Source organism: Bacillus sp. Cr_A10 (genome assembly GCF_029222665.1).
Taxonomy (GTDB): Bacteria; Bacillota; Bacilli; order Bacillales_A; family Planococcaceae; genus Psychrobacillus.
In genome coordinates, this window is the sequence record NZ_JARHXR010000005.1 from 12,132 (window position 1) to 33,245 (window position 21,114).

General features: G+C 36.6%; 18 protein-coding genes and 2 tRNA genes. 3 read left to right on the top strand and 17 right to left on the bottom strand.

Going from position 1 to position 21,114, the window contains the following annotated elements; translation table 11 throughout:
- Nucleotides 1-90: 90 nt before the first annotated feature.
- From ftsH to P2Q73_RS03050, 4 genes are all read right to left on the bottom strand, one after another.
- Nucleotides 91-2,085, bottom strand: a complete 1,995-nt coding sequence (ftsH, locus tag P2Q73_RS03035) for an ATP-dependent zinc metalloprotease FtsH (protein ID WP_053591073.1) — start codon at nt 2,083-2,085, stop codon at nt 91-93.
- 98 nt (nt 2,086-2,183) lie between these two features.
- Nucleotides 2,184-2,726 carry a hypoxanthine phosphoribosyltransferase gene (gene hpt / locus P2Q73_RS03040; protein WP_053591074.1) on the bottom strand — a complete coding sequence of 181 codons (543 nt, stop codon included), beginning with the start codon at nt 2,724-2,726 and terminating at the stop codon, nt 2,184-2,186.
- Between the two features lie 18 nt (nt 2,727-2,744).
- The gene (gene tilS, locus P2Q73_RS03045) at nt 2,745-4,133 is read right to left on the bottom strand and encodes a tRNA lysidine(34) synthetase TilS (RefSeq protein ID WP_275783755.1); all 1,389 of its coding nucleotides are present in this window, start codon (nt 4,131-4,133) and stop codon (nt 2,745-2,747) included.
- Nucleotides 4,134-4,184: 51 nt separating this feature from the next.
- Entirely contained in the window at nt 4,185-6,560 is a 2,376-nt protein-coding gene (locus tag P2Q73_RS03050) for a SpoIIE family protein phosphatase (RefSeq protein ID WP_275783758.1), read from the bottom strand.
- A 196-nt stretch (nt 6,561-6,756) separates the two neighbouring features.
- Here P2Q73_RS03050 and P2Q73_RS03055 point away from each other — a divergent pair.
- The 3 genes from P2Q73_RS03055 to P2Q73_RS03065 all read left to right on the top strand — a co-directional run bounded on the left by P2Q73_RS03055 (nt 6,757) and on the right by P2Q73_RS03065 (nt 7,714).
- Nucleotides 6,757-6,830, top strand: a tRNA-Met gene (locus P2Q73_RS03055).
- 18 nt (nt 6,831-6,848) lie between these two features.
- A tRNA-Glu gene (locus P2Q73_RS03060) sits at nt 6,849-6,920 on the top strand.
- 77 nt (nt 6,921-6,997) lie between these two features.
- The gene (locus P2Q73_RS03065) at nt 6,998-7,714 is read left to right on the top strand and encodes a nucleotidyltransferase domain-containing protein (protein WP_275783761.1); all 717 of its coding nucleotides are present in this window, start codon (nt 6,998-7,000) and stop codon (nt 7,712-7,714) included.
- A 366-nt stretch (nt 7,715-8,080) separates the two neighbouring features.
- On the opposite strand, the gene P2Q73_RS03070 is transcribed toward P2Q73_RS03065, so the two are convergent.
- From P2Q73_RS03070 to pth, 13 genes are all read right to left on the bottom strand, one after another.
- Nucleotides 8,081-8,530, bottom strand: coding sequence for a DinB family protein (locus P2Q73_RS03070; RefSeq protein ID WP_053591078.1), 450 nt, complete (start codon nt 8,528-8,530; stop codon nt 8,081-8,083).
- A 24-nt stretch (nt 8,531-8,554) separates the two neighbouring features.
- Nucleotides 8,555-9,760, bottom strand: coding sequence for an EAL domain-containing protein (locus tag P2Q73_RS03075; RefSeq protein WP_275783765.1), 1,206 nt, complete (start codon nt 9,758-9,760; stop codon nt 8,555-8,557).
- A gap of 208 nt (nt 9,761-9,968) precedes the next feature.
- The gene (locus tag P2Q73_RS03080; protein ID WP_053591080.1) at nt 9,969-10,400 is read right to left on the bottom strand and encodes a S1 domain-containing RNA-binding protein; all 432 of its coding nucleotides are present in this window, start codon (nt 10,398-10,400) and stop codon (nt 9,969-9,971) included.
- Nucleotides 10,401-10,537: 137 nt separating this feature from the next.
- On the bottom strand, nt 10,538-10,933 hold the full coding sequence (locus P2Q73_RS03085) for an FtsB family cell division protein (RefSeq protein WP_053591081.1): 396 nt from the start codon (nt 10,931-10,933) through the stop codon (nt 10,538-10,540).
- Between the two features lie 24 nt (nt 10,934-10,957).
- Nucleotides 10,958-11,455, bottom strand: a complete 498-nt coding sequence (gene yabQ / locus P2Q73_RS03090) for a spore cortex biosynthesis protein YabQ (RefSeq protein ID WP_345798825.1) — start codon at nt 11,453-11,455, stop codon at nt 10,958-10,960.
- Complete coding sequence (gene yabP / locus P2Q73_RS03095) at nt 11,452-11,754, bottom strand: sporulation protein YabP (RefSeq protein WP_053591083.1); 303 nt, start codon at nt 11,752-11,754, stop codon at nt 11,452-11,454. Before yabP ends, yabQ begins: the two co-directional genes overlap by 4 nt.
- A gap of 108 nt (nt 11,755-11,862) precedes the next feature.
- Nucleotides 11,863-12,153: an RNA-binding S4 domain-containing protein gene (locus P2Q73_RS03100; protein ID WP_053591084.1), complete on the bottom strand. Its 291-nt coding sequence runs from the start codon at nt 12,151-12,153 to the stop codon at nt 11,863-11,865.
- 7 nt (nt 12,154-12,160) lie between these two features.
- Entirely contained in the window at nt 12,161-13,618 is a 1,458-nt protein-coding gene (gene yabN / locus P2Q73_RS03105) for a bifunctional methyltransferase/pyrophosphohydrolase YabN (RefSeq protein WP_275783774.1), read from the bottom strand.
- A gap of 12 nt (nt 13,619-13,630) precedes the next feature.
- Nucleotides 13,631-15,241: a putative polysaccharide biosynthesis protein gene (locus P2Q73_RS03110; protein ID WP_056833371.1), complete on the bottom strand. Its 1,611-nt coding sequence runs from the start codon at nt 15,239-15,241 to the stop codon at nt 13,631-13,633.
- 139 nt (nt 15,242-15,380) lie between these two features.
- Entirely contained in the window at nt 15,381-15,917 is a 537-nt protein-coding gene (gene spoVT, locus P2Q73_RS03115; RefSeq protein ID WP_053592247.1) for a stage V sporulation protein T, read from the bottom strand.
- A gap of 86 nt (nt 15,918-16,003) precedes the next feature.
- Nucleotides 16,004-19,537: a transcription-repair coupling factor gene (gene mfd, locus P2Q73_RS03120; RefSeq protein WP_275783778.1), complete on the bottom strand. Its 3,534-nt coding sequence runs from the start codon at nt 19,535-19,537 to the stop codon at nt 16,004-16,006.
- A gap of 217 nt (nt 19,538-19,754) precedes the next feature.
- The gene (locus tag P2Q73_RS03125; RefSeq protein WP_053591087.1) at nt 19,755-19,985 is read right to left on the bottom strand and encodes an anti-sigma-F factor Fin; all 231 of its coding nucleotides are present in this window, start codon (nt 19,983-19,985) and stop codon (nt 19,755-19,757) included.
- 45 nt (nt 19,986-20,030) lie between these two features.
- Nucleotides 20,031-20,594, bottom strand: a complete 564-nt coding sequence (pth, locus tag P2Q73_RS03130) for an aminoacyl-tRNA hydrolase (RefSeq protein ID WP_053591088.1) — start codon at nt 20,592-20,594, stop codon at nt 20,031-20,033.
- Nucleotides 20,595-21,114: the final 520 nt, after the last annotated feature.

The window sequence follows — 21,114 nt, forward strand, 5'->3', positions numbered from 1 at the left end:
GTTTTCCCACACATCATACCATATATAGTGACAAAGAAAAAAGCTGATTGCCTCGCAAGTCTGCGATTCACAATCAGCTAATACATTCTATTAATCTCTACGTTCTTCTTGAATCGGATTTTTCGGCTCATCTGTAGGACCATTTTCTTTTGGTAAGTCACCAGTTGAAGGGTCTGCTGGAGCTCCTACTGCATCCGATACTTCTTCTTTTGTTTCCACTTCAGCTTCGCTATCCGTTAAATCATATACGCGTTCTGGAAGTGTTCCGTGCTCTTCTAAGTGTTTGATTTGAGCAGCATCAAGTGTTTCAACTTCTAATAACGTAGTAGCAATAAGTGTTAACAAATCACGTTTTTCCGTTAAAATCTGTTTTGTACGATTGTATTGCTCTTTAATCATTGTTTGCATCTCTTGATCAATTTCATACGCAATTGCATCTGAGTAATTTTGCTCTGAGTTAAAATCACGTCCAAGGAATACGTTTCCACCTTGTGCTTGACCAAATTGCATTGGTCCTAATTTGTCACTCATACCATACTCAGTAACCATACTTCTAACAATACCAGTAGCACGTTGGAAGTCATTATGAGCACCAGTTGATACTTCACCAAAAGTAATATCTTCTGCTACACGCCCACCTAATAAACCTGCAACTTTATCTAATAACTCTGGTTTCGTCATGAAGTAACGATCTTCTTTTGGAAGCATTACTGCATATCCACCTGCTTGACCACGAGGAACGATTGTTACTTTATGAACGATTTCCGCATCATCAAGTGTTAATCCGATTACTACGTGTCCCGCTTCGTGGAATGCCACAATTTTACGTTCTTTTTCTGAAATAACTTTACCGGATTTAGCTGGACCTGCAATTACGCGATCCGTTGCTTCATCAATATCACTCATATCTACTTTTTTCTTATTACGTCTCGCTGCAACTAGTGCTGCTTCGTTTAATAAGTTTTCTAAATCTGCACCAGAGAAACCTGGTGTACGTTGTGCAATTGCTTTTAAATCAACTGATTCGTCAAGTGGCTTATTGCGGGCATGTACTTTAAGTACTGCCTCTCGTCCTTTAACATCTGGACGACCAACTGTGATTTGACGGTCAAAACGACCTGGACGTAGAAGTGCAGGATCTAAAATATCTGGTCTGTTCGTTGCAGCAATGATAATAATACCTTCATTTGCACCGAAACCATCCATTTCTACAAGTAATTGATTTAGTGTTTGTTCACGCTCATCGTGACCTCCACCAAGACCAGCTCCACGTTGTCTACCTACTGCATCAATCTCATCGATGAAAATAATACATGGTGCATTCTTCTTCGCGTTCTCAAATAAATCACGCACACGAGATGCCCCAACACCGACAAACATTTCAACAAAATCCGAACCACTAATAGAGAAGAAAGGTACGCCTGCTTCTCCGGCTACCGCACGAGCAAGTAATGTTTTACCTGTACCTGGAGGACCTACTAATAAGATCCCTTTCGGAATACGTGCTCCAATCTCCACAAATTTACGTGGATCTTTTAGAAAATCTACTACTTCTACTAGTTCAGCCTTTTCTTCATCTGCCCCAGCAACATCTGTAAATCTTACTTTTTTCTTTTCATTGTCATACAATTTCGCTTTACTCTTACCGAAGTTCATCACACGGTTACCACCGCCTTGTGATTGACTCAATAAGAAGAAGAATAGAATAATGATAATCAGGAATGGTAGTAACCCTGTGAAAAATTGTACCCAGCCACTTGTTTTTGGCGTTTCTTTATAATCAACTTGAACTGAGTGTGTTTTTGCCAGTGTTCTAATTTCTGATTGTAAATCTTCACTATATGGGGCTTTAGCTAAGAATTTTTCCCCTTCTTCATAGCCTTTCATTTCGCCTTCTACAACATAAATTCCAGATTCAGGTTGCAGAACAACGCTTGTTACTTCTCCTTTTTCAAGGGAAGTCATAAATTCGTCAAAGCGAATTTCTTTTGTTGGTTGATTGCTCGTATTAAACGTAGCGAAAATTCCAACAATCACAAAAAATATTAATAGGTATAATATAGCGTAGCGCAGTGCTCGATTCATTCCTAGCCTCCTCACAAGGTAAACAGAAAAACTATATGTAATCTTATCATACGAATTTTTGGGCGTACAATGAAAAGCCTTTTATTTCACCATTAAAATTAAAAAGTATAAACTTCTTTCTTTAACACACCTACATATGGCAGATTACGATATTTTTCTGCGTAGTCTAATCCGTAACCTACTACAAATGCATCTGGTACCTCAAAGCCAACATAGTCTGCTTGTAAATCTACTTTTCGACCAGACGGTTTATCAAGCAGTGTAACCAATTTTATTGATTTTGCTTTACGATATTTGAACAAATCCACCAAATAGCTTAGTGTCATTCCACTATCAATGATATCCTCGATAATTAAAATATCGCGACCTTCTACACTTGTATTTAAGTCTTTAACAATCTTTACTTCACCTGAAGAAACAGTAGCGTTACCGTAGCTTGATACATCCATATAATCCATTTCAATGTAAGTATCAACTCGTTTCATCAAATCAGACATGAATGGCATAGCACCTTTTAAAATACCAATAGCTAGCGGGAACTTATCTTTATATTCTTCTGATAGTGCCGCACCAAGTTCACGGGTTTTTTCTTGAATTTGTTCTTCTGTTAATAATACTTCTAGAATGTCTTTTTCTAACATTTTAGTCCCCCCTAATAGTTAATGTTTTTTTAAGTATAGGACAAAATTCTGTCCATGATACTCCTTCGAAAATCGCTCTTCGTAACGAAGCCCAATTACTGCTAGTATATCATTGTTCTTACTTACAAGTAGTGGCCAAACATAGCGATCTTCGGCTGTAATTTTCTCATCGATAAATAACCGAGAAACTTTCTTTGGAGAGGACATCCCTTTCATATGGATACGATCTCCCTCAGCTTTTTGTCTTATGAAAAGTGGTAGCTGATCGTGATCCAACTGGACATAAAATTTTTCTTCCGAAACATTTGCCTCTATATTTCTCGTTAAATAAATGGAAAAACCAGCACCAACCTCAAACCAACGATCCTCTTGTATTACCATTTTACCCATTAATGCAGGCTCTTTAATGGAGGATGTAAATTGGACCTTATTGTAATGTCGAACAAGGAAAAAAGATTTTGGTAAATGAATTACTGAATTACCTTCAAACTCATTACAAGCGAAAAGGATCGACTCAATTAACCGATCGTTTAGAAATGTATCGGATTCATTATAGAGATAGTTTAATAGTAGTAGAACTACCCTTCTTTGTAAAGCGATGGGAACTTCCTTAAAGTGCATTGTATCAAGAAAAAAGGAATGATTTGAATCAACCGTCACAAGCTGTTCAAATTTTTCTTTTGCCATTATTTGAAGAAGTGTATCATCCTGTTGTTGCTTCTCGACAAATAATTGAATTCTGTCACTTACTAAAGCATTCTCCTCTTGTAATAAAGGTACTACTTTATGTCGAATCCGATTTCTTGTATATGTATGCTTGTCATTACTTGGGTCATGTCTAAAACGTTGTTTTAGTAAATGAACGTAGTTGAAAATTTCCTCTTTTGTTACCCCTAAAAAAGGCCGAATAATTTCTCCTGTTGAAAAATTTCGAGTTCTTGGTATCCCAGTTATAGAGGAGGATAGTGTACCTCTCACTAACGACATTATGACAGTTTCTACTTGGTCATCTGCATGATGACCTAAAACTAATTTGTGATAATTATGTTGTTCCATAATTACTTCAAAATATGCATAGCGTTCTTCTCTACAAATAACTTGAACATTCCCACCTTCTTCAGCGACTCTACCGGGTACCTCTATTTTCGTTCCGTAAAAGGGTAATTTCAAGCTGTTTGCAAGTTCTTCCACAAATCGCATGTCCTGTGCAGATTCTTCTCCTCTTAACTGATGATCGGTATGCACAATAGCAATATCTATTTCATAGTCCTTTTGAAGTTCATACATAACTCTTACTAAAGCAACTGAATCTGCGCCACCAGAACAAGCGATAAGAAGACGCTCACCTTTATCTATCAAGTTGTGCTTGTCGATATACTTTTTTACCTTTTGGACGAATGAAAGCATCTTCTCACCTCTTTTCTTTTTGTCTAACTTCAGTGCCTTACGCTTTTCTTATTAGTGTACCATTTTTTCTTGGAATTTAGCTGCTTCACGTGGTGAAAAAATAGACCATTCTGGAACTACATGTTTTACTTGCATGAAGATAACCGTTCGGTCGTCTCCTGGTAATGAATAAGTTTCTTCTAATTTCTTTACAAATCTTTCTGCGTTCATCGTTGGATCTTGGAGTATTTTTTGATAATACAGCTCTTGTTTGTCTATGGACGTATTGGATGAGAAGACACCATCCGATAGCATTAGCAGAATATCGCCATCTTTAATATCAACTTTTCTTGCCTCAATAGTAAAAGTAGGCAGGAAACCAAATGGCACATGCTTACTTTCAATTTTACGCATCTCATTCCCCCTTATCAAATAAGTAGACATACTACCAGCTTTCCAAGACCACAGTTCTCCTTTTTGTAAGTCGATCAATGCTAAATCTACCGTTGCATAGCTATCCGTATCATCTTGCAAACTCATCATGTAATGAAGAGTATGCATCGTTGTTTCAGGATCCATTTTTTTATTTAGGCATTCTCGCATAAACTGCATTACTCGTCTACTTTCTCTGTGTGCCTCGATATCATTCCCCATTCCATCTGATAAAATAACCGCAAGTAATCCAGGGTGTAAAGGAAATACTGCATGGGCATCTCCTGAATATATCGTATTTCTGCTGGATGATGTATAAACATCATGTGTTACTTGAAAACGTACAGAAGATTTACAGGTCATTTGAATATGCTCATATGGTTGATGAACTTCTTTCATGGACGTTATTTCAAATGGTTCTTTCCATAAGTCATAAAGTATTGGCAGTATTAATCTCTCACCAACCATTTTGGCTCTAGATTCTACCGGTAAGCAGAAAACAACCTCCATTTGCCCTACCGCAATATTTAAAACGTCAATTTGAAAAAACGGGATATTGCACTGATCAAACTTCTGTTTGATTTCTTCTTCGTGAGATGTATATAAAGTCATACTGTTATCTAAATTGTTTATAAGTTCATTCATATGGTTTCCAATATCACGTAGCTTTAAAGCGTACATTTTTTTACCGTGTTGCATTTGGTTGTTTAGTTGTTTTTTTGCCTCCCTTTCTATTAATTCTTGAATGATTTTTACTGGTTTCACACACTTATAACCGATTCTCTTTTCAATTTGTATTCTATTTTTTTTAGGTTCATTTTCCCATTGTGCCATCAGCGATGGGATTCCATTTGATTTTGCCCCCCAACATTTTTCATATTGAAAACACGACTGGCATGTTTCAAATGCCTGGTTTTGCTCTTTTTCAACAGCTCCTTTATTGTTAAATCGATCAGAAATGAAACTTGTAATGAAGTCTACGAAATGTTGGAATTCCTGTAACTGATTGTTTACTTTTTCAGTCATCCACTTCTGTCTGCGCAGAAGAATATTTGAAGTATCCGGGTAAAGTTCCTCCTTTAAAGATTTAATCCAACTGGAAGGTATAGCAAAAAACAACAATGAAGCGGTCACCAATGAACCTATATAAACACTATCTAGTGGTAAAGTTCGGTCGTATAAAATAAAGAAAAATGTAGCGCCTAGCATACTAAACGCCTGCCAAAGTCGGCCAAATGGTTTATGCAGCCCTGCTAAAAAGCCGGTAACGGCATATACCGCTATCATGCCACTGAAGCTTAGCTTTGAAATACTTAATATTGTCCCTGCTAGAACTGCAACGACGGTTGCAAGCTGAATTCCACCTACTGCAGAGGCAATTGCTATTACTAAATGAGCAAGTATTAAAGGAATCGAAACGTATCCAAAAATATACGAGGACATTCCCGTTAAGACTAATGCTCCTATTAATAAAGCAGCTCCCATTCTTTCTGCCGTCCATCTTTTATGAAGTATATCTGGCAATGGGAGAAATAATTGAAATAAAAATATAGTCATAAATAAACTCAAAAGGCCTTCATAGCCGATTGCTAACCAAACGGAACCTGGAATCTGGCCCCAATAGGACACTAACTGCCATATTACTTGTATAAAAACAACATCTAATAATACAAATAAGGGTAATGGTATCTTCCTGATCAATCTTTTTGAATGAAGTGGAAATATAAACGCTTGCATTGCGTGTATGACTACTTGTCCAAGTCCTAGCGTCATACTACCAAGCAAAGCCCCTGCAATGGTCCAAGGTAAAAAACGTTTAAATCGTAAGCTTACTAATGCCCATATAGGAAGGAAGAATGGAACGGAAGCTTCAAATAATACGACTTGCGCTAGGAAGAAAGCAAGTATAAAAAAAATAAGAGCGAATGATATGGCTACTTTTCGAACTTGAATCTCTTCTAAAACCTTTCTCCACGAAAAATTTCTTTTTTGATTTTGCTCATACAATGTTTTCAAAAGTATATACCCCCTATTCAGCTATTGATGGAAGTATACCTAGATTTAGAACAAAAAGTATGTCTGTTTCTGACACCCTCTCCAAAAAAGTTTTCGACTCGTTTAGCCAATAAATAATAGGAGAAAGAAAATATTTTTTCAAGAAGTATTGACACTTTGCCCAAACGCTTGTAATATGTAATTTGTTCGTTAAATTGGCGGCGTAGCTCAGCTGGCTAGAGCGTACGGTTCATACCCGTGAGGTCGGGGGTTCGATCCCCTCTGCCGCCATATTTTTTCCATTAATCTGGCCCCTTGGTCAAGCGGTTAAGACACCGCCCTTTCACGGCGGTAACACGGGTTCGAATCCCGTAGGGGTCATCTAATAAAAAGCAGTTCCAAAAGTCGAATTTTTGGAACTGCTTTTTTTAATACAAAAAAATAGAGGAGAATGCTCGATGCATGTTGACAGACTAGAACCTATCGAAGCTGCAAAGCAATTTATCTCTTTACATCACCCTAATTGCCAAGGTGCTCTTTTAGCAGGAAGCGTAATCCGAGGGGAAACTACAAAAACTTCAGATTTGGATATTGTTGTATTTTATAACAATAGTCAAATCTCTTTTAGAGAATCTCTTCTTTTAGGTGGATGGCCAATTGAAGTTTTTGTTCATAATCTCACTTCTTATAAAACCTTTTTTGAAAGTGACTCAAAAAGAGCTAGACCTTCTTTGCCCCGCATGGTTGCAGAAGGGCTCATCTTGAAAGACAACGATATTTTAGATTCTATTAAAACCGAAGCAACAGAACTGTTAGCAAAAGGGCCAGAAATTTGGTCACCTGATACTATAAATTTAAAACGATACTTTATTACGGACGCATTAGATGATTTCATTGGAAGTACTAATAGAGCAGAAGAAATTTTTATAGCAAATACACTAGCGGAATTATTAAGTGAATTTGTGTTACGAACGAATGGAAAATGGATTGGTGCCTCTAAATGGATTGTCCGTGCATTAAAACATCATGATGAGAATTTTGCCAATCGGTTTGTTGAATCATTTGATATTTATTATAAAACTGGTGAAAAAAATAAGGTAATTCAACTTGTAGAGGATATTTTACATCCTTACGGGGGACGTTTATTTGAAGGGTTTTCTTTAGGAAAAATATAAAGAGGTTCTGTTATAATGGCCCTTCACCTCGAATTAGTTGTAAGTTTAATGGAGGACCTTGTTATATATCATTATTTAATTAGCCAATACATAGATTGAAGCGGATGGCGGCGACTCCAGCCGAAATAGCAAATGTTTTCTGCACCGAAAGCGAAGCGTCAGGTGCATGAGCGAAAAGACCCTGGACTGAGCGTAGCGAAATTAATTTTTGCGACGAGCTTTGCGCAGGAGCAAGGGAAGCGGCTGAAGCCATGTCGGCGGAAAGCTCCCGACTAAATCGGAAATCAACGGATTTGGCCTATTTTGAAAAAGTAAGAAAGACTGTATAAACTCAAAACTTGAGTATATACAGTCTTAAGCAATAAATTATTTTAAAGCTATTTGGTTCTTATGGTGAAGATCATGTTCCATGAAATCTGTGAAGTAACTACGTATAGTTAATTCATGGTTACCAATATAGAAAATTTTGTCCCATTCTATTTCAGCGATTTGTTCGAGTTGTTCCATAATAGCTTGCCGTTGAGTTTTTGCATAAGCAAGGGTCTCTGTAAATGTTTGTTCATGAGCACGGGCTGCGGCTTTTGCATTAAAGTCTTCGAAGTTTGGAAACGTTTCAAGCTTGGCACCTTCTTTCATATAAGGCATTCGTTCTTCTAGGGTAAATCGATCCCACTCAGCTAAATGCATCACAATTTCATTCGGCGACCACTTACCTTCTTTGTATGGTGTGTTTCCTTTAATCTCATTCAAATTAGTAAGTTCATCTAACCAGTTCACATACGCTACATGTGCTTTTAAAATATCTTCTTTATTCACATCTTTTCCCCCTAAAAAACTTCTTTATCTAAATATATTATGCTTAAATAAGTAATCATAGGAAATATCAATAAATAGATATTCACTTTCATTCATTGGTATTGAAAATGTTCGTGTCAATTCTCCAGTGTCGATATCGCTATATACATCAGAAAATACTCCACTTTGATCATTGCGCATTTTTATAATTGTTTTTAAAAAATATGGACGCCAGCTCCAATTTTTATTAATAGCCTCTTTTTGAACAGTCCACTTCTTATCCATGCGCATAATATTAGGTGAAGTTTGGAAACCATCTTCATTACAAATATAAATACGGAAAGAATATACATCAAGTTCTTTGGCTAGCGCCAAAAGTTGCTCGCTATTATCACTTGCAGGCTTTGAATGCTGGATAGTCGTTTCTAAAAGATTTTGTAAGTTTTTCAATTCATTATAATTTTCTTCGAGCATGCGCTTTTCTATTTTGATAAACTGCTGACATTCCTTTTTAAATCTTTCCTTCAACTGATTTTTTGGAATAACCGTTGTAGCAGAATCAGACAAGTACTTTCCTTGATAATATCTTCCACCATTCTTCCAAGCAAATTGAAGTTGATGTACAGTATCAATACCTTCAAATAACATATTCGCTCCCATTTTACGAGCTAACGTACCAAGGGACGTAAATAAATCATTTTGTGCACTCCACGATTCATAACTCAATTGCTCAATATTCACTTTTAAGATATTTGGGGAGATCATCTTAATATAATCCAAATGGCTTTCGGAGCCTACCTGATTTATAGCAACCTTCATTCCGTATGTACGTAAATAGCGAAGGATATTATTAAGCTGGCTAAAATCTCCTTTAAAGTTATGCTCTGAAATTACAAGAACAATGCGGGGGAGATTTTCTTCTAAAATATACTCTTTTATAATTTCAAAATAACTTTCACCATAATCTAATATAAGTAAGTTTGCATTATATGGAAGGTAAATATCAAAATCTTTCACTTCTCTAGCAAGTTGAGAAAGTGCCAAATGCAATATTTTATGTTCCACTTCAACCCGATACTCTTCTGGAATATCTTCATCATATGCAAATGATGTTAAGTTTATTAACTTGTCATCCATTTGAAGTTTTCCGGTTACTTCATAACCAACTACAATATGCTCGTCTGCACTAAATATTGGCTGAAAATATGCTTTCAAATTATCTAAATTCGTTAGTACATCAATTGCATCCATATAAAAACCTCCTTTAACGATTGACAATCGTACTCGTTTTACCTAAGAAAACGATACTTATATATTAACAATCCATTTTAATGAAAAAAAGGTACTAGATACAATTATATTTATTAGTATAATTTTTTAGTACAAAAAAAGGTGTCAGCAATGCTGAACACCTTCTCATCTATTAAACATTTTTTCTACCGATAAAACAGACAGCTAATTATCCTCTTTTAGCGCCTCGGCCACCACGCTTAGATTCAGTTGCACGCTTTAACGTAGACAAACGATCTTCACTGTCCTTTAAGAATCTAGCCATTTTTTGTTCGAAATTTTCTTTGTTTGGACGATCGCGATCATTTGGGCGATTGTTGTTACGTGGACGCTGAGGACGTTCTGGTCTCTCTGGTCTTTCCGCTTGAGGCTTCGCTTTACGAATAGATAATCCGATTTTGCCATCCGCTTCAACATTCATCACCTTAACTTCTACAACATCTCCAACCTTCAAGTGCTCATTAATATCTTTCACATAATTATCCGCAACTTCACTAATGTGAACTAGACCTGTTGAGCCTCCTGGCAGCTCTACGAACGCTCCGAAGTTAGTGATTCCTGTTACTTTACCCTGTACCTTGCTGCCTACTTCAATTGACATAAAAAAAATGCTCCTCCTTAAAATTTAAACGACTCTTAACGTGATTGTACGATTTTTTTCATACAAACCTTATCTTTATTATAGCTAACAAAAAAAGAGTGTCAATAAGACTACTCTTTTGAAGCGTTATTTTTATATTATTTTTCTTCATTTTCAGGCAAAGTAAAAATGATTTCTCCTTCTTCTGAAAGAAAATAATCTTTTCTTAATAATTTTCCAATGTACTCATCATCATTTAATTTGGAAATTTGAAGTTTCAATATTTCTTGCTCTTCTTGTACTTTAGCTAGTTCTTCTGAAACTTGTTCTTTTTGCTGTTTTTTTTCTTCTAACGTTTTATTACTATTTATTAATGAAGTAATCAGAAACCCGACAATTAAAATGGACATCACTGTAAATGTAGCTAAACGTCTGTATAAACGAACTTTTTTTGCATGTTTACGATTTTCTTGACGTTCGATGGAACGAACATAATCGGTATTAATTGATGCAAGTCGTTTCTCTGTAGATACATTTCTTTGCTTCTCTCCCATTTCGCCCTCTCCCGTCAAACTGTTTCAATTTTTAGTGTACTTTTTATTATAACGGAAGTTTGGTTTTTTCTGAAGGGCCAAATGAATTGTTTTTTTATAAACGTATTGAAAAGGTTTAGTTATAAATAAGACTATAATAACAATCAATTGTATTATTTTGCGAATGATTGTTATGAACAAACGAATAATAAACCAAATGGGCTTAACGATTAAACTTAAAAAAATCCTTCCCGCCAATCGAAAAACTGGCTGAAAGAGTTGTTCGTATAAAAGGATTCCTACTATTTGTGCAAGTGGATCATATATTCTCCATATGCCATCTCGAACTTCATAAAGTAAGTAAAAAGTTCCCAACCCTAGAGAAATCCATATAATTATCTCTAAACCGACTCGATATTTATAAACGAAGGAACGCTTTGAAAAGCTTTCCGTTACAAAGCGCGTTCCTTCGATAATTGCACCAACTAGAATTCCACTCGCTATCATCAATAATAAGCTTAGAAATTGTAGAGAGAGTGTCATCCGAATAGTTTATGAAGTAATCCTCTTGCTCCGTCTAACTGCTGCTCTTCATCGTACTGCATAACTCGTACAATCCCATCTAATGTTAGGAGACCTTTATCTACGTCTAGGTGTACGATCTTTAAATCTTCTCCTTTAATATGGAGGATTCCTTGTGAGGTCCTTACATAAAATTCTTGTTGATCGAATCGTTCAATAGATTTAACCGATGTTAGATCCATTCTTTTACGATTTCTTAAGGAAATAACGTGGTCCCCCGATGGAATAGTAATTGTTTGATTTTCTGCTTGAAATTGCATTTATACTCTCTCCTCTCCTTGTCCTCTCTTTGTATTGTATGCACGTAAAAAAAAAGCATGACAAATGCCACGCTTTTTATTTTATAAAATTTATTTGTTTTCTATTTTTTAATCTTCATCATCAATAAATGCTGGATCTACTTTTTCTAATCTCTCTTCTTTTGTTATCGTGAACATCGATGCAGCTTCCTCTTTTTTAGCAGAATCTCTTATCGCATCAACAATAGCAGTTACTACCTTTTGACCAAATCGAATAGATAGTTCATCTCCCGCCTTTACATCGGAGCTTGCCTTCGCCACTTTTCCATTTATCGTAATTCTTCCTTGATCTGCAACCTCTTTTGCAAGTGTTCTACGCTTAATCAATCGAGAAACTTTTAAAAATTTATCTAATCTCATAACAACACTACCTCTCTAATTTCTTTGCATCTTTCCAAAAAGAATCGAGCTCTTCCAGATTATAATGAGTAAAGTCTCCTTTTCCCTTTTTAACACTCGACTCAATATATTGGAATCTCCTTTTAAACTTTTCATTTGCTTGCATGATCGCTTGCTCTGGAGATAAGCCGTAAAAACGAGCTAAATTAACGAGCGTAAACAATACATCCCCTAACTCATCCGTCTGTGTATCTATATTGCCATCTTTTAACTCTTTCTTCCATTCTTTTAGCTCTTCATCGAACTTTTCCCATGCTCCAGATACATCTGGCCAATCAAAACCAACTTTTGCTACTTTCTTTTGAAAATTATAAGAAGTAAGCAACGAAGAATCTGCACGCAATTCCCCATCTAGCAATGACTCGTTATGTTCTTTCTTCTCTTGCGCTTTAATTTGCTGCCAATTACGAAGCACATCTTCTGAATTTGTGGCGATCACATCTCCAAAAACATGGGGATGTCTGCGAATCATTTTATTGGATACTGACTCTAGTACATCCTCTAAGCTGAAATATCCATTATCTTCTCCAATTTGAGCATGTAAAAATACTTGTAATAGCACATCGCCGAGTTCCTCAACAATATGAGCATCGTCTTCTTCATCTATTGCCTGTAATAATTCATACACTTCTTCTACGGCATATTTCTTTAGCGTCGTATGTGTTTGTTCCTTATCCCATGGACATCCATTAGGACCACGTAAATCAGCTACAATTTTACGTAGGGTTTGCCATTCCTTTAATCTATTTTCTTGCTGGAGTATAGGAGGTACGTATAATGTTGTTAAATTATCGAGTTCCATTACTCGATCCAGCTCGTATAAAGGCACTTTCGTTAACTTTTCCTGAGCTGAACCAGCTGCAGTGACGATAGTAACGACATATTCATCTGGATATTTTTCCATGAGCGTAAGCTTCACTTCGGAAGCGCTAAACGCATCATAAACTTGTCCGATTAATACGTGCGCATTCATTTGAATGTCGTCACGTTTTAAGCTTGTACCATCTAAAAGCTGAAATCCTTCGATAGGATCTATTCTTAACGCGCCAAAAATAGGGTCTAAAAAGCTTTGTCCACCTTCAATATTAATTTTCGCTTTGCCTTGTTGCTCCGCTTCAATAAGTAATTGTACAGTTTGTTCAGCTACTAATGGGTGTCCGGGTACTGCGTACGTAACAGGGTTAGCAATTGCTAACTGAAGTAAAGTTTTCACAATCTCCTCATAAACACCTTCAAATTGATCATTCTTTTCATAAATTTCATCGAAGCTTTTCCATGTAAGTCCTTCTGTTTTTAATTCTTGCAAAACAGGATGCTGCTCCGTACGAACATATAAATGTTCTGATGCTTTTAGCTTTTTATATATACCTAGAGGCAATTGATCTAAATCGCTTGCCCCGAGGCCAATAATGGTAATTTCATTCATCTGCTCACAACCTTACTTTTCTTTATTCAACCATAGTTGAAATGTAGCCATTCTTCGTCCAAAAGGCAATAAAAACCACTCTTTTTCTCCGATCACACGTCTTTTTGCAATGATTAGTAAGAAAATGGTTGCTCCAAGTGTTACAGCGCTAATAGAAATAACGACAGACTGTAGTCGACTGGATAAACTATCGAAGAGTATAGCATCTGCCACCCACACATACGCGGTTACGCAGATTACCATCATAAGCGAAGCAATTCCAATGCCTTTATAAAAGGAAATAGAGGCAAACGAAATGTTCCAGTTCTTTTTAAAATAATAAAACATCATTAAAAATACAATCGCTAAACTAATATTTCCTGCTATTGCTGCACCAACAATCCCATAAGATGAGACAAGCATACCATTTAATAGCCATTTACAAAATACGCCAACCAGTAAAAATAAAGTAGGGATTTTTACTTTCCCACTTCCTTGAAGCATAGCCATCAACGTTAATATTAAGGACATCCATATTATTTGACATGCAAATACCATCAAAGTGAAGGACTCAGCTCTAGTTTGGAATAACATTTCATTTACATAAGGTAAAACTACAATCAACCCTAATGCTGCAGCAATTCCAAAGGTGAAAGCGACACGGTATGTTAGCTGCATGAAAGGGATAGCCGTTCTTCCCTTTTCTTTATTGATTCGATGTGCAACTAACGGAACTATCGCTAAAGATAAAGTAGAGGCAATAACAATTCCTAATTGGACTAGCGGCTGTCCTCGATCATAAATTCCTTTCATCTCCATCGCTTGTTGCTTTTCCAAGCCGCTTTCTACTAACGTTTGAAAAATAGTAAAAGAATCCACCAACTGAAAAAGTAAAAACAATAGCGCACTAATACTTGCACTAATACTAACAATGGTCAAATCCTTTACAATTGGCCAAATTGGAACTACTTGTTTCGGTTTGTTTGTATGAAGATTTCCTAATCCTCTCCAATATACATAAGAAAGAAAAACAACACCTGCTAGTTCCCCTGCCACTGCACCATACATTGCCATACTGCCAGCCTTGTATAAATCAAAACTAGTAGAAACGACAATCCATGTACCTAATAAAATGATAATCACTCGTACTGCTTGCTCGATCACTTGTGCATAAGCAACCGGCTGCATCTTGCCATCTGCTTGAAACTTTCCTTTTAACACAGCCAGCATTGGCATTAACAAAATAACATAGGAGCCCGCTTTTAATAACGGAGCTAACTGGACATCACCCATTGTACTTGCAAGAAATTCAGCTCCGGCAAATAGTAAAAGAAAAAATAGAATTGAAATGATTCCAATAAAAACGAAAGCAATTTGTATAATTCTTGGAATAGCTTCATCATTTTTGGTAGCTTTATATTCTGATAGTATTTTTGACAATGCAACGGCAAATCCAAAAGAAGTCCAAGTTGTTACAATACCAATGAACGGATAAACCTGTTGGTAAATATAAAATCCTTCATCTCCAACCAAATTTTGAAATGGAACACGATAAACAGCGCTTAATAGCTTTACAATAATCGCTGCAATCGTCAACATGGCTGCGCCCTTCATATACGTTTTCATGTTCCATTCGTTACTCATTTCCTTCATCCTTCTTCCATTCCTCAATGCAACTATTATACATGAATATAAAATAAACAGCATATCTCCACGGAATGAGCAACACAAACAGACATGGAAAAAGGCCTTTCTCTATTAATAGAAAAAGACCTTCGATAAATTAAGTTTCCATTTGTTTTGCTAAGAAATTTGCTGCTGTTTCGACTGCTTTTAACTCTGCTTCCCCAACAAAATGGACTTTAGAAATTAAAAAGACAGCGCCTATTGGATCTCCAGATGAGATAATTGGAGCAATACAGTAGGATTTGACTGATTCAAAAACCCCTGGTACCCATTCTACTGAGTTTTCATGTTTTTCCGTAACAATAGAACGTTTACTAACGATTTCTTCTACATCTGGGCTTAGTCTTCTATTTAAATAATCTTTTTTGGATAAACCTGCCACTGCAATCATTTCGTCACGATCACTTATTAATACCGGAGTACCTAGCGTTTCGTATAATGTTTCTGCATACTCTTTTGCAAAATCCCCGAGTTCATTGATAGGTGAGTATTTTTTTAGTATTACTTCACCTTCTCTATCCGTAAAAATTTCCAGTGGATCACCTTCACGGATGCGAAGCGTTCTGCGAATTTCTTTCGGAATTACTACTCTACCTAAATCATCAATGCGTCGTACGATGCCTGTTGCTTTCATGTAATGTGCCTCACTTTCGACTGATTGGGTATTAATTTTCATTTCTGCCATAGTATGCATCACATTACCATAAAATATGCAAAGTGCTAATTCACTTCAGACTTTTCTTTTTTTGCCTCAGGCAACAACCGCATCATCTCTTCTAACACATCAAAAGGATTAAACTTCCCTGTTTTACGTTCATCGATTGTAATGACCAAATTTCGATTATCCATGTTAAATCCAATTGCACGACCATATTTCATCGACTTTTCAACAAGCATGGCACCATCAATGTTTTGTGTACCCTCGGTACTGAATCGAATAGACACAATCTTGTTTACTTCTTTGATTGATTCGACTCCTACATCTTTACCCCAAACTTTCATACGAGCAATTCGTAGCAATTTTTCTGCTTCCAGGGGAATGTCTCCAAAACGGTCTTGCAGCTCATCAACAAGGTCCATATATTCCTCTTCCTTGTCCATTGCTTTAACACGTTTATACATCTGGATTTTTTGATATCCATCTGGAATATATTCGTCAGAAATATAAGCATCTGTCGATAAAACAATTTCTAAATCTTGTATTTCTTCTTTCTTTATACCTGTTCGTTTTTCCTCAATTGCATCTTCAAGCATCTGTGTATATAAGTCGAAACCAACGGAATCAATAAACCCATGTTGTTGAGAACCTAATAGATTCCCTGCTCCTCGAATAGACAAATCACGCATTGCGATTTTAAATCCGGAGCCAAGCTCTGTAAATTCCTTAATTGCTTGTAATCTTTTTTCCGCAACATCCGTCAATACCTTATCTCGTTGATGCATTAAATAAGCATAAGCTACTCGATTCGAGCGTCCTACTCGACCACGAAGTTGATAAAGCTGCGATAATCCCATTTTATCAGCATCATGTATGATAAGCGTATTCACATTTGGTATATCAATCCCTGTTTCAATAATAGTTGTTGTTACGAGTACATCATATTCCCCTTCTAAAAAGCTAATAATGACAGACTCTAGTTCTGTTTCAGGCATTTGTCCATGCGCAAAACCTACTCTTGCAGTTGGAACTAACATTTGAATTTCATCTACTTTTCGAGTAATGTCTTCCACCCGGTTGTATAAATAAAACGCCTGTCCTCCCCTTGCTAGTTCTCTTTCTATTGCTTCACGTACAAGTGCACCATTATATTCCATCACATACGTTTGGACTGGGAAACGATTTTTAGGCGGTGTTTCGATAACAGATAAATCCCGCACTCCTATCATTGACATATGCAATGTCCGAGGTATTGGAGTTGCAGTTAGCGTAAGTACATCTACATTTGTTTTTAATTGTTTTATCTTTTCTTTATGCTTTACTCCGAATCGCTGCTCTTCATCGACAACTAATAGTCCTAAATCTCGATACACAACGTCCTTGGATAGAATACGATGTGTACCGACTATGACATCTACCATCCCTTTTTTTAATCCATTAATCGTCTCTGTTTGCTGTTTTTTAGTACGGAAACGGCTAAGTAAACCAACTTCAATAGGGAACTCTTGAAAACGTTCTAACATTGTCTCGTAATGCTGTTGAGCAAGAATAGTAGTTGGACATAAAAAGGCAACCTGTTTTCCTTCCATTACCGCTTTAAAGGCGGCACGTATAGCTACTTCTGTTTTTCCATAACCAACATCTCCACAAATTAGACGATCCATCGGTCGTGGTTTTTCCATATCTTTTTTTACTTCTTGTATCGAACGAAGCTGATCATCCGTTTCTTCATATGGAAAAGCAGCCTCGAAGGATTGCTGCATTTCACCGTCCTGCTCAAATGCATATCCAACTTCCGATTCACGCTTTGCATAAAGTTTTATTAACTCATCCGCAATATCTTGAACAGCTGCAGATACTTTTGATTTTGTCTTTTTCCAATCCGCTCCGCCTAGTTTATGTAGCTTCGGATCCTTCTCCCCAGAAGCAACATACTTCTGAATAAGATCGATTTGGTCCACAGGAACAAATAGCTTATCTTCTCCACGGTAGCGTATGTGTAAATAATCTTTATGAATACCATTAACTAAAAGCGTTTCTATTCCGATATATTTCCCAATCCCATGATGTATATGTACAACATTATCGCCAGGCTTTATTTCCGAATAGCTTTTAATGCGCTCTGCATTCGTTACTTTTTGTGTTCTTGCTTTTCTCTTATGTTTTTGTTTAAATAACTCAGAATCGGTAATGACAGCAATGCGTTGGAGCGGTAATTCAAAACCAGCTTCCAAATCTCCGTCCACGATAAAAATTCCGGAGTTTTTCAAATCCTCCCCAGAAGCTCCAATCTTTGAAACTATTTCGTAATCTTCTAAAACAGTATGAACCTTTTGGACACGCTCTTTACCGTCAGCTAGAATTACTACTCGAAACTTTCCTTGTGAAAAACGATCAATCTCATTTTTCAATAGATGCATTTGTCCATGAAAGTTTTGCATTGGCTTACAGGAAAAGCCGATATTTTTTTTAATCGTTATACCTGAAAACGTACGTGAAAATAATGAAAAATATAATTTTTCATTTGGAAGCATCTGAATAATCTCTTTTAAATTATAAGAAGGTTTTACATCATGAACCGTTTTACCCTCCTCTAATAGAGCTAAAAACCAATCATTTTCTTCTCTTTCAAGTGTTTCGGTAACTTCTTGAATTCTTCCAAGCTCATCAAATAAAACCATTCCATTAGAATCGAAATAATTACCTAAAAAGCTATTATGTTCATCAAGCAACGACACGTACTTCATAAATTCTTTTGGCTGCTCACCTTGTTTTAAAAGTTCGATATCATGCTGAATATTTTGATAAAACTGCTCTTTCATTTCCGCTATTTTTACTTTTTTTAGACTTTCCGCTAAAGATTCTTCCAATTTATCGGCAAGTAATTTCTTTTTATTCTCAGTTAACACATATTCAGTAGCTGGTAATATTCGAATGTCCTTTAATTTTTCTAATGAACGTTGGTCCTCTGCGGAAAATGTTCGAATAGAGTCTACCTCCGTATCAAACAACTCTATACGAATGGGGTGCTCTAAATAGAGTGGGTATATATCTACAATCCCACCTCTTAAAGCAAATTCACCAGGTGCAGTAACCATTGGTTGACGAACATAGCCCATATTTATAAGACTTTGTAATAGTGTATCTAACACTATTTCCTCGCCTTCCGATATGGAGACTGTGCTCTCTCGCCAATCCTTCACAGATGGCATATGTTTTTTAAGTCCAGCTATCGGCACAATATATACTCCATTTTTTTTCGATAACATGTGATCTAACGTTTCGATTCTTTGTGCCCGTAACTCTGGACTAGCTATGGAAATGTCTGCAGCTATAAGCTCATCCGCAGGAAATAAGCGTACTAAATCTTCTCCAACTAGTTTTACTAAATCTTCCGTTAGCTTTTGAGCATGAAGTAAATTTGGTGTAACAATAAGAATAGCTTTTTTACGTGTACTATAGAGCATTTTACAAAAAACAGCTCTCGCACTGCCAGAGAGTCCTGTTATGAGCTGCTGATCTTGGCCGCTCTCTAATTCTTTTAATAGTTTTTGTATATGTGAATCTTCCCGTAATATATTGCTTAAAAGCTCCATTTCAATCCCCCGTTTTATAAGAAAAGCGTAAGGCGCCTGTATAGCCGCGAATGCTATTACTAATGCATAATAAGAAGATTAGTATTAGACTACTTAGCGGCTGGCACCAGTAACTAGACAATTAAAAAGTAGAAAACTGTAGGTGCCTTTTATCTACCCTGATAGACAACTTCAAAACAGAAAAAGGCTTTGCACACTATACCGTGCCAAAGCAACTCTACTGTATCCACTTTTTTAATGCATAGTAATTCGGAAATTTTTGGAGAGAACTTTGACACTCTTCACAAATACACTGTACTGTGAAATCCCCCTCATTTCCAAGTTCTATATATAAATCTTTTTCTTCAGGTGTTATTTCATTTTTTTTCAAAAAATGCTCATCTATAGAGTCCAAAGGCAATTGGCCTATTTCTGTTTCACAATGTCGACATTTATATCGTATGGTCATGCCCAAAACCTCCTTTTTAGGAAGTATAGGCCTAGACGTCATAATTTATGCACCATTATAAATATTCATCACTTCTAAAAAGGTTTTTGATAGCCACGCTTCACATGCATCCGCACTTTTTTTTACTGCATGTGCCATATCTGATTTTTCTTCTTCTGTGAATTTTGATAAAACATAATCAGGTACTTTCATTCCATTTTTAGGACGATCAATTCCAATACGAATTCGATTAAACTCCTGTGTACCTAAATGATGAATAAGAGATTTTATTCCATTATGACCGCCTGCACTTCCTTTTTGACGAAGACGGAGCTTTCCTACCTGTAAATCTAAATCATCATAAATAACGACAATCTCATCATTCTCAACGTTATAATAATCCATCATTGGTACAACGCACTCTCCAGATAAATTCATATACGTCAATGGTTTCAATAGCATCACTTTTTCTGTTCCGATATGAGCAACGCCATACATACCATTAAATTTTGATTGAGTCAGTGGAGTATTTAATCGATCAGCTAATTCATCTATAACATGAAAGCCTATATTGTGTCTGGTTGCCTCGTATTGTTTACCTGGATTCCCTAAACCGATGATGATTTTCATTCGTTTTCCATTCCTTTAATTACGTATTTCATTTATTTTAACATATACATAGAGAAAAACGCAGATTCTTCTACGTTACAGACAGTAGACAAACTTGATTTATTTTTTATAGGATAGATCAGGTTTCCGAATCTTACCACTCGCTTTCCGAGGGCGAGCGTCGAGCCGTTTGGGCCAACACGATGTGGGTCATGAAGGCGTTGAGGCCCATAAGATGTGGGTCATGCAATCGTTGCCGTAGAATGCGGCGAACTTAGATTGCCTTCCATCTGATGAGGCGTACTTAGTTTCCTTCCTTAAGCTGAGAGCACTGAAAAAGTCCTCAATGAGATTTCATAACAGTATTTACGTTCCAGGCGGACGCGTTCCGCCGGCATGGCTTCAGCCGCTTCCCTTGCTCCTGCGCGAGCTCGTCGCAAAAATTAATTTCGCTACGCTCAGTCCAGGGTCTTCAGCTCATGCACCTGACGCTTCGCTTTCGGTGCAGAAAACATTTGCTATTCCGGCTGGAGTCGCCGCC